This is a genomic window from Halorubrum sp. SD41, assembly GCF_058630335.1.
The window spans coordinates 106881-118667 of record NZ_JBZVGZ010000002.1 but is presented as its reverse complement, the minus strand read 5'-3'; the positions used below and the strand labels follow the sequence as shown (position 1 = coordinate 118667).

Sequence of the window (11787 nt, the reverse complement as noted above, 5' to 3'; positions counted from 1 at the left end):
CGCCCACGTGACCGACGGCTGAAACGAACGTTATCCGTGTCCGGTTCCGAGGGGAAGACGACCGATGCGTAACGCAAGCGCCGTCGCCGCCGTCGCGCTGCTCGTGGTACTCGCCGGCTGCGGCGGGCTCGGCGGGGAGATATCCGGGCCCCTCGGAGCGCCGTCGCCGTCGATCGAGTCCGTCGACGCGCCGGAGTCGCTCGGCCACGACGAGCGGGCGACGGTCGAGGCGACGGTTCGGTGGGAGGGGCTCGCGGACGACGGCGACGACGCCGCGGGCGGGGGGTCGGCGAATGCGAACGCGACGCTCGACCCGGTCCAGGTGACGGTCCGCGTCGGCGACGCGACGCTGCTCGCGGAGAACCGGTCCGTTCCGGCGAACGGGTCGATGACGGTGACGGCCGCGGTCGACGCCGCTGCGCTCGACCCGGGCGAACACGAGCTGACTGTGTCCGTCGGCGAGGCGAGCGCGACCCGCGCCGTCGTCGTCGAGGAGGCGCGGCCGGCGACGTTCGCGGTCTCGGACATCGAGGCTCCCGAGAGCGTAGCGTACGGCGAGAAGCTCTCCGTCACGGCGACCGTGACCAACGCCGGCGACCTGGCGGGCAACCAGACCGTCCGGATCCGGTACGGGACCGGCGCGAGCGCGAACCGGACGGTCGCGCTCGACGGCGGCGCGGAGGCGGCGGTGTCCGTCACGTTCGCGGACGTGCGGCTCGACGGCGGCGACTACCCGGTCGTCGTGACGACCGCGAACCGGACGCGCGAGCGGGCCGTGACGCTGACTCACCCGAGCCCGTACGGGAAGACGACGCTCGACCTGTACGTCGACGCCGAGGCGGTCGACCGCAACGTCTCCGGCGTCGTCGCGGCCGCGACGGGCTACTGGGGGCGGAACGACGAGCGCTACCTCGGCTACCCGGTGGCGTACGAGCGGGTCGACGACGAGGCGGACGCCGACGTCGTCCTCCGGTTCGACCGCGTGGAGCGGTGCGGCGTGGAGGGCAACGACGCGCGGTACTTCGGCTGCGCGGACCTCCTCGTCGACGAGCCGCGGACGCCGATGACCGCGACCGTCGACCCCCGGATCTCCGACGCCGAGATGAACGCGACGATCATCCACGAGCTCGGCCACGTACAGGGGCTCGAACACGGCGAGGAGCCCGCCGGACTGATGGCCGCGACGAGCACCCTCGCGACCCACCGACCGCTGAAGGTCCACCTGCGCGCCGACGACGGCGCGGTCACGGGGCCGGTCGAAGAGGAGGTGGCCGCGGCGCTCGATTACTTCGCCGGCCGCGACGACCTCGCCGGGAGCGACCGGTTCTCGTGGGAGTTCGTCGACAGCGCGCGCGACGCCCACGTCCAGATCACCTACGACGAGCGCGGGGAGGTCTGTATCGCAGACGGGGGCGGCTCCTGTACGGTCGAGGGCGAGTACTACGGCCAGCAGGACATGCGGCTGGAGGAGTTAGACGAGGAGGTCGTCGCGTGGCACGTCGGCGCCTCGTTCGCGCCGGTGCTGCTGGAGGAGGTGCCGCCGGAGCTTACGGGCGATGCGGACCGGCGGGAGCGGGAGGCGTGGCCGGGATAGAGTTCGGGCGGCGAGCTACTCCCGATACCGCGCTTCGAGTTCGTCGGTGAAGTAGACGTACCGGCGCTCGACGCGTTCGAAATCCGTCCCGGGGATGAGGATCGATTCCTCCGGTGAGCTGCTGTCGCGCACCGTCTCCTCGACCCGCTCGGTGGTGACGAGCCCCTTCGATTCGAGGCTCTCGATGGCCGTTTCGGCGCTGCCGTCGGTGCCGAGAATTCGGAGTTCTTCCGCGGGGAGGCCCTCCTCGATCATGAACTCGAACGTGTCTCGTTCGATGACCTCGCCCACCTCCAAGACGTCCTCGACGAGTCGTTCCTCGGCGTCGGTCAGCACGGTCGGCTGGTCGTCTGTCGCGATTTCACTTTAGCGTTCGTGCGGGAAGGCGAACGGAGTGCCCCCCTCTCGCCGGGAGGGAATCTCGATCCCGAGCCCACTTCTGTGTCCCGAGGATCGAACCGTCCGCGGCCCGGTTTTTGTGATGTGGCGTCTCGGAGCGACAGAACGCTTATTCCATGGTGACGACTATCATCATCCCATGGGTACCGACCGGGAGATCCGCCTGATCGAGGAGGATGAGGGCGGTTGGTCGGCGATCGACGAGGAACTCGGCGTCGCCTCGTGTGGAGCGACTCGCGAGGAGGCCCTAGAGATGCTCGACGAGGCGGTAGCCCTACACACCGGCGAGGCCGGCGAGCCAGTCACCGACGAAGACCTGGAGGAGCTGGGCCTCGATCCCGACGAGGTGCCGGACGAGGCGGGCGTGCCCGACGCTCCGTGGTTCGACGACGCTGACGAGACGGCATAATCGTCGTCCGGCAGCGATTCAAATAGTGGAAATATAGTCGGAGATAATCGCAACTTGTGGCCGTCAAGAAGCAGTTTTGCGATCTTACCCAATCCGACTGAAGCCTTTTTGTGTGATACTGCGGTAAGCGGAGATATGTCTATCAGGGATAAGGTAGAGACAGGATTAGAGCCAGAACTAGATAACGAATGAAGTCGAGTCTTAGCCCAGGCAGTTCCAATACAAATGGCTACTAAAACGTTCAACAGCCGGGATGTCGACCGACTGTTGAAATGGGGAATCGGGGGCCTGATCAGCATCGGCCTCGGGATGGCCCTCTTGATGGCCGCTGCCATCTTCGGCTCCGTGTTGCTCCAGTTGGTTGCCTACGTCGCTATCGTCGCGGGATTCATGTTCCTCGGCTACATGAGCTGGCCGGCGTTCAAACGCTGATTTTCGCTCCGAGTCACACGCGCCCAGCCCTGGCTGTAGCTTCTCGCTGATCACCCCGCCGACGCGCTTGACCCAGTTAGGAGTCACGTCGTCGGGAACGCGGTCGCCGTCGTTGAACGCGCGGACGATCTCCAGCGAGCCGTCCGCGATCCGCCCGTCGGGCTCCCGGTTCAGTTCGTTCGCCGCCTCGATCTCGATCCGGTGCGTGGAGTTCGCGTCGACGCTGACGACGACGCTCGCGCTGTAGGGGCCGGTGCCGGTTTGGATACTCTGCGCGACGAGGTGGATGGTCATGGACTCGCGGGGGTCCCGCGAACGAACGCAGTGAGCGAGTGGGACCAAGCGAGGGAACGACTAAGCGAACGAAGTGAGCGCAGGAGTGGACTCGCGGGGATTTGAACCAGAACCAGACGTGCTCGCTCGCTTCGCTCGCTGCGCGCGACTGGTAGGGTTCAAACCCCGCTCGTTACAGATTTGCGCCGCTCGCGACGTTGCTCGCGGCGCAAAATCATGGACTCGCGGGGATTTGAACCCCGGGCCTTCCCCGTGCCAGGGGGATGATCTACCACTGATCTACGAGCCCTCGAACGCATCCGTTCGTTCCCCGCTGGATATATTAAGGCCTTCGACTCGGCGACGGGGGCTGCGATCCGTCCCGCGTGGCGTCAGATCCGGTCGGAGTCCACGTACACGTCGAGGTCGACGTCCCGCGTCGACCCCTCTAAGTCCTGAACCGCGCGCTCGACGACCTGCTCGGCCTCGTCTCTGATCAGCGGGATCGCCTTCTTCAACACCCAGTCGAACGAGACCAGCCGCGGCAGATCGAGCGCGTCGGAGCTGGCCGATCCCGGGTCGAACTCGACTTCGAGCGCGACCTCGCAGGGGGCGTCGTCGCTCGGGGTGGCGTCCGTTTCGGCGGAATCCCCGCCGTCCTCGACGCTCTCGGGCGGCGTCACGCGCCAGCAGCCGCCGGCGTCGATGTCCTTCGTGATCTCCCAGTCGATCCGTTCGGGCGGCTCGACGCCGGTCACCTCCGAGCGGGCGGTGTAGGAGACCTTCCACCACGCGAACGTGAGCGCGTACTGGGTCCCGGGGCCGCCGTCGCCGGTGACGGTTCGGACCTCTCGGAGGTACTCGGAGTAGTTCGCGTACCGCGGGAAATCGAGCAGGAACTCGTACACCGCCTCCGGATCGGCGTACACCTCCGTACTCACGACGAGTTCGTCCACGTACCCGAGTTCGCGCGGCGCTTATTAAACGGACCGGCGACGGTACTCGGTCGGCGTTTCCGCGGTGAAATCTTCTGAACCACCGACCGCTCACTTATAAATAGTTGCCGGTGGTGCGCCGGCCAACCCCTCCAAAGCCCCTCCCCCTCTCTTTAAAATGGCCGATGATGGACCGGCGGAAAACCCTTCCAAACCCCCTCTCCCGAGGACCCGCGCGGCTTGCTGTCGCCCAAAAATCTCCGATTTTCGGGATGACGAGACGCCGAAGGCGTCTCGAACCACGCTCCTCGCTCACTCCGTTCGCTGCGGTGCTTACTGCGCCGTGCTTCGTCCTCGCGACTGCCCCTTTGATTCCCGCCCGCACAGCGCCTCACGCCTCCCCAGCCTCGTCGGGCGTGCTGTCTCGCGGCCGCCGAGGGCGGCCGCTCGCAGGCACGCAGGGAGGCGCGACGCGCCTCTTGTAGCCGGCGGCAGAGCCGCCGGCGACGCCACCGCGCTCGGTTGTTCTTTATAAGTGATCAGCGGGTCGAGTACCGCGATCGTCGGAACCCGGAACGGGCCGCCGAAGCCGCCGGATACATGGGGCCTCCGGCGCTCGTACGCCTATGGCTGCCGACGAGCGCAACGCCTTCGAAGTGTACCGCGATCGGGTGGATCGGCCCCTTGGCCGACTGTTCCGCGAGTACGGGGCCTCGGAGGCCCACTGGCTCGTGATCGGGATGGCCGCCAACGTCGTCGCCCGCGTCGCGGGGCTGATCCCGCCGGTCGTCCTCGGCGTCGCCATCGACGCCGTCTTCACCGGCTCCGGCCCCTACACGCTCCCGATAGTCCCCGACGCGTGGCTCCCCACCGAGGCGGGCGCACAGTTCCGCCTCTCGGTGCTGCTCATCTTCGGGTCGTTCATCGTGACGGGCGTGTTCACGTACGTCTACGGCATCGCCGCGAACAACTTCGCGCACCGCGTGATGCACGCGGTCCGCACCGACTCCTTCGACCAGATGCAGCGGCTCGACATGACCTTCTTCGACGACAAACAGACCGGCGAGGTCATGTCCGTCCTCAACAACGACGCCTCGAACCTGGAGGTCTTCTTAGACAACGCCCTCCAGAACTCCGCGCGCCTCGGCGTGATGCTCGTGGGAATCGCGGGCGTCCTCGTCTACTACAACTACGAACTCGCGGTCGTCACGCTCGCCGCGGTCCCGCTCATATTCCTCTTCACGCTCTGGTTCATGCGCGCGGTCGAGCCGCGGTACGTCGCGCAGCGCTCCGTCGTCGGCGACCTGAACACCGCGCTCGAAAACGCACTCTCGGGCGTCGAGCTGGTGAAGACCTCCAACACGGAGGCCCACGAGAGCGAGCGCGTCGAGGACGCCTCGTTCTCGTACTTCAAGCGCACGATGTCGATCCTCCGGCTCAACTACGTCTACCGGCCCGGGATGGAGCTGCTCGCCGGGCTGGCGTTCGCCGCCACCTTCGCGGTCGGCGGCTTCTGGCTCGCGAACGGCCCGCCGGGCCCGTTCACGACCGAGCTGACGGTCGGGACGTTCGTCACCTTCGTCCTCCTCACCCAGCAGTTCGTCGCCCCGCTCGCGGAGGTGTCGAACATCATCGACCAGTACGAGAACGCCAAGGCCTCCTGCGAGCGCGTGTTCGGCCTGCGCGACATCCCGGTCCGCATCGAGGACGACGACGACGCGATCGAACTCGGCGGCGGGGGCCGGGGCGGCGGCGGCAACGGAGCGGCCGCCGACGGCGGAAGCGGCCCTGACGGCGGCAGCGGCTCGGGCGACGACGGCGCGACCGCCGACCACGGCGGGGTCGCCGGCGCCGTCGAGTACGACGACGTCTCGTTCGCGTACCCGGAGAACGCCCTCGTCGACCCCGAGGACGCCGACGAGGAGGTCCTCAGCGGCGTCTCGTTTTCTGCCGACCCCGGCGACACCGTCGCGCTCGTCGGTCCGACGGGCGCCGGCAAGTCGACGCTGCTGAAGCTCCTCCTCCGGCTGTACGACGTCACCGACGGCGCCATCCGGGTCGACGGCCACGACGTCCGCGACGTAACCGTCGAGAGCCTCCGCTCGTCGGTCGGCTACGTCGCGCAGGACACGACGCTGTTCGACGGCACCATCGCCGAGAACATCCGCTACGGGCGGTTCACGCGGATCGACGAGGACGGCGACGAGGGCGACGGCCTCGACGAGGACGAGGTCCGCGAGCGGGTTATCGAGGCCGCGAAGGCCGCGGAGGCCCACGAGTTCATCGCCTCCCTGCCGAACGGCTACGAGACGCGAATCGGCGAGCGCGGCGTGAAGCTCTCGGGCGGGCAGCGCCAGCGGCTCGCCATCGCACGGGTCGTGCTTCAGGACCCCGCAATCTTGATCCTCGACGAGGCGACCTCGGCGGTCGACACGGAGACGGAGATGCTGATCCAGCGCTCGCTCGACCGCCTCGCGGCCGACCGGACCACCTTCGTCATCGCGCACCGCCTCTCGACGGTCACCGACGCCGACACCGCGCTCGTGTTGGAGGACGGCGAGGTCGTCGAGCGCGGCACCCACGACGAGCTGCTCGCCGCGGACGGGCTCTACGCGAAGCTCTGGGGCGTTCAGGCCGGCGAGATAGACGAGCTGCCGGAGGAGTTCGTCGAGCGCGCCCGCGAGCGCCACGTCGACCGCGCGGTCGAGCGGGCGACCGCGGAGAGCGAGGCCGACTCGGAGACGTTCGACTGACGGCGGGCGGCTTTTTTCAGACCGTCAGTCGTCGCTCGACGCCTGTCCGGTCGCGTCGGCGTCGGCGTCCGGCACCGCGGCGGCGGGCGCGGGCGGCTCCTCGCGGACGTCGGCGCCCTTGCCCTCCGCGATGACCTCCGCGTACGCGTCGGGGAAGACGCGGACGAAGTCGTCGAGCGCGGCCTCCCAGTCGTCGAGCAGGTCGGCCGCGCGCTCGCTGTCGGTGTACGCGCGGTGGTTCTCGACGAGGCGGCGGAGCATCCGCTCGTCGGAGTCGTCGAGCGTCTCGGAGACCGACACCATCCCGCGGTTGACGCGGTCGTCGAGGCGGTCGTCGGGGTCGTATACGTACGCGACGCCGCCGGACATCCCGGCCGCGAAGTTGCGCCCCGTGTCGCCGAGGACGGCGACGACGCCGCCGGTCATGTACTCGCAGCCGTGGTCGCCGACGCCCTCGACGACCGCCCGGACCCCGGAGTTGCGGACGCCGAACCGCTCGCCCGCGACGCCGTTGACGTACATCTCGCCCGCGGTGGCGCCGTACAGGCAGACGTTGCCCGCGACGACGTTCTCGGTCGGGTCGTACGCCGCTTCCGGAGGCGTGTCGATCACGATGCGGCCGCCGGAGAGCCCCTTGCCGACGTAGTCGTTGGCGGCGCCCGACAGCTCCATCGTGATCCCGGGCGCGAGGAACGCGCCGAAGCTCTGTCCCGCCTCGCCGTCGAACCGGCAGGAGACCGTGTCGTCCGGGAGCCCCTCGCCGCCGTGCTCGGAGACGACGCGGTTCGAGAGCGTCGCGCCGACCGCGCGGTCGACGTTTCTGATGTCGCGGGTGAGCGCGACCGGCGCGCCGTCCTCGATGGCGGGCGCGGCCTCGTCGATGAGGTCCCAGTCGAGCAGGTCGTCGATGCCGTCGTGGGCCTGCTCGCGGACCTTCGTGCGGGCCTCGCCGGCGGGCTCGGCGATGACCGCCGAGAGGTCGAGGTGCTTCGCCTTCTCGTGGTCGGTCTCCCGCTGCGTGAGCAGCTCGGGGCGGCCGATGAACTCCTCGAGCTCGGTGTACCCCTGCTCGGCCATGATCTCCCGCAGCTCCTGGGCGATGAACGTCATGTAGTTGATGACGTGGTCCGGCTGGCCGGGGAACCGCTGCCGGAGGTCCTCGCGCTGGGTGGCGACGCCCACCGGGCAGGTGTTCTCGTGGCACTGCCGGGCCATCACGCAGCCCGACGTGACGAGCGACGCGGTCCCGAAGACGTACTCCTCGGCGCCGAGCGCGGCCGCGACCGCCACGTCGCGACCGGTCCGCAGGCCGCCGTCCGCGGAGACGCGAATCCGGTCGCGCAGGCCGGTGGCGCGGAGCATCTGGTTCGCCTCCGCGAGCCCCAGCTCCCACGGCAGGCCGGCGTTCTTGATCGAGGTCTTCGGTGACGCGCCGGTGCCGCCGTCGTGGCCGGAGACGTGGACGACGTCGGCGTTCGCCTTCGCGACCCCGGCCGCGATGGTGCCAATTCCCGCCTCCGAGACCAGCTTCACGTTGACGTCGGCCTCGGGGCTCGCGGCCTTCAGGTCGAAGATGAGCTGCTTGAGGTCTTCGATCGAGTAGATGTCGTGCTGGGGCGGCGGCGAGATGAGCCCGACGCCGGGGGTCGAACACCGCACGTGCGCGATCATCTCGTTGACCTTCTTCCCGGGGAGGTGGCCGCCCTCGCCGGGCTTCGACCCCTGCGCCATCTTGATCTGGAGCTCCTCCGCGCTCGCGAGGTACTCCGAGGTGACGCCGAAGCGCCCCGAGGCGACCTGCTTGACCGTACACTCCTTCTCGGTGTCGAACCGTTCCGGGGGCTCGCCGCCCTCGCCGGTGTTCGACTTCGCGCCGAGCCGGTTCATCGCGACCGCGTTGTTCTCGTGGGCCTCCGGCGAGATGCTCCCGAGGCTCATCGCGGCCGTCGAGAAGCGCTCGACGATCGACTCGACGGGCTCGACCTCCTCGACCGGGACCGGGTCGCGGTCGGAGTCGAACTCCAGGAGGCCGCGCAGCGACTGCAGCTCCTCGGTCTGGTCGTTCACCAGCTCGGCGAACTCGCGGTACTGCTCGTAGTCGCCGCCGCGGACCGCCTGCTGGAGCGTGCCGACCGTCTGGGGGTTCCAGCCGTGCTTCACGCCCGAGGAACGGTGCTCGTACTCGCCGATCGTCTCCAGTTCGGGGTCCGCGCCGAACGCCATCGCGTGGCGCGTGCGGAGGTCGTCTTCGATCTGTTCGACCCCGATTCCCTCGGTGCGGATCTCGGTCCCCTCGAAGTACTCGGCGACGAACTCGGAGTCGAGCCCGACCGCCTCGAAGATCTGGGCGCCCTGGTACGACTCCATCGTCGAGATGCCCATCTTCGCCATCGTCTTGAGGAGGCCGTCCTCCAGCGCGTGCCGGTACGCCGCGAGCGCCTCCTCCTCGTCGGCGCCGTCCGGGCCGGCGACCACGTCGGCGATGGACGCGTACGCGAGGTACGGATCGATCGCGTCCGCGCCGTAGCCGACGAGCGTCGCGATGTGGTGAACCTCGTGCGGCTCACCGGACTCGACGACGACGCCCGCGCGGTTGCGGAGCCCCTTGCGGACGAGGTGGTGGTGGACCGCGCCGGTCGCGAGCAGGCTCGGCACCGCGAGCCGGTCCGGACCGACCCCGCGGTCAGAGAGGACGACGGCGTCGGCGCCGTCCTCGATGGCCGCCGCGGCGTCCTCGCGGACCCGGGTGACGGCGTCGACGAGCGAGCCGTCGCGGTCGTAGGTGACGTCGACGGTCACGGAGGTGAACGAGGGGCCGTCGGCGGTTCCGTCGTCGCTTTCGCGGCGATCGCCCGGACTCCGCTCGCCCGGCCCGGGGAGGTCGCGGAGCGCCGCCGTCTCGGCGTCGGTCAGGACCGGCGTGTCGGCGACGATCTGCTCGGCGTGTTCGGGCGTCTCGTCGAGGAGGTTGCGCTGGTTGCCGATGCGCGTCTCCAGCGAGGTGACGAGCTCCTCGCGGATGTAGTCGATCGGCGGGTTCGACACCTGCGCGAACAGCTGCTTGAAGTAGGTGAAGAGGGGGCGGTCGACGTCGGCCAGCACGGACAGCGGCGTGTCGTCGCCCATCGAGCCGACCGGGTCCTTCCCGTCCTTCGCCATCGGTTCCACGAGGTGGTTCAGCGAGTCGGTCGTGTAGCCGAACGCGGCCTGGTGGGCGCGGACGGTGGGTTCCGCCTCGTCCGTCTCGCCGTCCGCCTCGTCCGTCTCGCCGTCCGCCTCGTCCGTCTCGCCGTCCGCCTCGTCCGTCTCGCCGTCCGCCTCGGCGACCTCGTCGGCGTCGACCCCGGCCGCGACGCCGTCCTCGTCGGTGAGCGCGTCGAGTTCGACCTGGCCGTCCTCGACCCACTCGCCGTACTTCTCGTCGGTGAGCTCCTCGAACACCTCGTCGTCGGGGACGATGCGGCCCGCCTCGGGGTCGGCGACGAAGATCTCGCCGGGCTGGAGCCGACCGCGGCGCCGCACGTCGGCGGGCTCGGTGGGGAGCGCGCCCACCTCGCTGCCGACGACGAGGCGGTCGTCCGTCGTCACCTCGTAGCGGCACGGGCGGAGCCCGTTGCGGTCCAAGACGCCGGCGACGCGCTCGCCGTCGAAGCCGATGACGAGGGCCGGACCGTCCCACGGCTCGACGAGCGAGGCGTGGTAGTCGTAGAAGTCGGCGCGGTCGTCGTCCATCAGGTCGTCGCCGCGGAACGCCTCCGGGATCAGCATCCGGAGCGCGTGCGGGAGGTCGCGGTCGGTCTGGAGCAGGAGTTCGAGCGCGTTGTCGACGCTCGCGGTGTCCGACTGGTTCGGGTCGTCGATCACCGGCTTGATCGTGTCGAGCTCGGCCCCGAACGCCGGGTGTTCGAGGTCGTTCTCGCGGGCCCGCATCCAGTTGACGTTCCCGCGGATCGTGTTGAACTCGCCGTTGTGGACGATGTTGCGGTACGGGTGCGCGAGGTGCCACGCGCCGAGCGTGTTCGTCGAGAACCGCGCGTGGACCAAGGCGACGTGGCTCGCGAACCGCTCGTCCGTCAGGTCCGGGTAGTAGCCGTCGAGCTGCGAGCCCTTCAGCAGGCCCTTGTAGACGACGCGCTGGCGGTCGAGCGAACAGACGTAGAAGCGGCCGGCGCCGTCGACGTCGGACACGGCGTTCTCGATCTCGCGACGGGCGGCGTACAGCGCGCGGTCGAACCCGAGCAGGTCGGGGTCGACGTCGTCGGACCGGTCCGCCTCGCTGGTGAACCGCTGGGCGAGCCCCGCGCCGTCCACGGGCGCGACGAACACCTGCGACACCTCGGGCTCCGAGTCGAGCGCCGTGGCGCCGAGGTCGCTGTTATCGGTGGGAACGGAGCGCCACGCGAGCACTTCCAGCCCGTAGACCGCGCACACCTCGGCGATGACGTCGTGTATCTCGGCCTGAACGCCCGGTTCGGGCGGCATGAACACGGAGCCGACCGCGTACTCCTCGGGGAGGTCGGCGTCGACGACCTCGCGGAAGAACTCGTCGGGGCGCGCGACCATGATCCCCGCGCCGTCGCCGGTGTTCTCCTCCGCGCCCGTCGTCCCGCGGTGTTCGAGATTCTCGAGCAGTTCGACCGCGTCCGTGACTGCCTCGTGCGACGGCGCGCCGTCGAGGTCGACGACTCCCCCGATGCCGCAGTTCGATCGGTCGTCCGTCGGCGCCGCGAGCCCCCCCTCCTGACCCGAGGACTCCGAGTCGCGTACGCCCCGGGTGGTACTACGTGACTTGGTCATACACTCGCGTACGAGTGAACAGTTAAAGGTATGACCCTGATAGGGGTAGGATCCATCGTACACACATTAGGGAATATAAGGTAATTATTCATCACGGGTGGTGACAAGATCACACACCACGGGATCGATCAGGAGTTCCCCGCTTCGGAGCCACAGATTGACGTGTTATCCCAGGATCTACCGTGTGCGTCTCAC

General features: G+C 69.0%; 7 protein-coding genes and 1 tRNA gene. 3 read left to right on the top strand and 5 right to left on the bottom strand.

What is annotated here, in order from left to right; genetic code table 11:
* Positions 1-64 precede the first annotated feature (64 nt).
* Entirely contained in the window at positions 65-1594 is a 1530-nt protein-coding gene (locus AC4NMM_RS01330; RefSeq protein WP_491923334.1) for an Ig-like domain repeat protein, read from the top strand.
* Between the two features lie 15 nt (positions 1595-1609).
* Here the strand turns inward: AC4NMM_RS01330 and AC4NMM_RS01325 are convergent, their stop codons facing one another.
* Positions 1610-1930, bottom strand: a complete 321-nt coding sequence (locus tag AC4NMM_RS01325) for a hypothetical protein (protein ID WP_491923333.1) — start codon at positions 1928-1930, stop codon at positions 1610-1612.
* 202 nt (positions 1931-2132) lie between these two features.
* Here AC4NMM_RS01325 and AC4NMM_RS01320 point away from each other — a divergent pair, with 202 nt between their 5' ends.
* Entirely contained in the window at positions 2133-2402 is a 270-nt protein-coding gene (locus AC4NMM_RS01320) for a type II toxin-antitoxin system HicB family antitoxin (RefSeq protein ID WP_491923332.1), read from the top strand.
* A gap of 201 nt (positions 2403-2603) precedes the next feature.
* On the opposite strand, the gene AC4NMM_RS01315 is transcribed toward AC4NMM_RS01320, so the two are convergent.
* The 3 genes from AC4NMM_RS01315 to AC4NMM_RS01305 form a co-directional block, all read right to left on the bottom strand.
* Positions 2604-3128 (bottom strand): hypothetical protein, encoded by a 525-nt coding sequence (locus AC4NMM_RS01315; RefSeq protein ID WP_491923331.1) that lies wholly within the window; start codon positions 3126-3128, stop codon positions 2604-2606.
* Between the two features lie 217 nt (positions 3129-3345).
* Positions 3346-3417 (bottom strand) — tRNA-Ala (locus AC4NMM_RS01310).
* Positions 3418-3499: 82 nt separating this feature from the next.
* Positions 3500-4063 (bottom strand): SRPBCC family protein, encoded by a 564-nt coding sequence (locus AC4NMM_RS01305; protein ID WP_491923330.1) that lies wholly within the window; start codon positions 4061-4063, stop codon positions 3500-3502.
* A 605-nt stretch (positions 4064-4668) separates the two neighbouring features.
* Between AC4NMM_RS01305 and AC4NMM_RS01300 the strand changes: the two genes are divergently transcribed.
* Entirely contained in the window at positions 4669-6795 is a 2127-nt protein-coding gene (locus AC4NMM_RS01300; RefSeq protein WP_491923329.1) for an ABC transporter ATP-binding protein, read from the top strand.
* A gap of 24 nt (positions 6796-6819) precedes the next feature.
* Here the strand turns inward: AC4NMM_RS01300 and gltB are convergent, their stop codons facing one another.
* Positions 6820-11592 carry a glutamate synthase large subunit gene (gene gltB, locus AC4NMM_RS01295; RefSeq protein ID WP_491923328.1) on the bottom strand — a complete coding sequence of 1591 codons (4773 nt, stop codon included), beginning with the start codon at positions 11590-11592 and terminating at the stop codon, positions 6820-6822.
* Between the last annotated feature and the right edge of the window lie 195 nt (positions 11593-11787).

Bases quoted from the DNA above. Each gene is read 5' to 3' on its own strand.
- AC4NMM_RS01300 (WP_491923329.1), top strand. From the start codon at position 4,669: ATGGCTGCCGACGAGCGCAACGCCTTCGAAGTGTACCGCGATCGGGTG.
- AC4NMM_RS01320 (WP_491923332.1), top strand. From the start codon at position 2,133: ATGGGTACCGACCGGGAGATCCGCCTGATCGAGGAGGATGAGGGCGGT.
- AC4NMM_RS01315 (WP_491923331.1), bottom strand. From the start codon at position 3,128: ATGACCATCCACCTCGTCGCGCAGAGTATCCAAACCGGCACCGGCCCC.
- gltB (WP_491923328.1), bottom strand. From the start codon at position 11,592: ATGACCAAGTCACGTAGTACCACCCGGGGCGTACGCGACTCGGAGTCC.
- AC4NMM_RS01330 (WP_491923334.1), top strand. From the start codon at position 65: ATGCGTAACGCAAGCGCCGTCGCCGCCGTCGCGCTGCTCGTGGTACTC.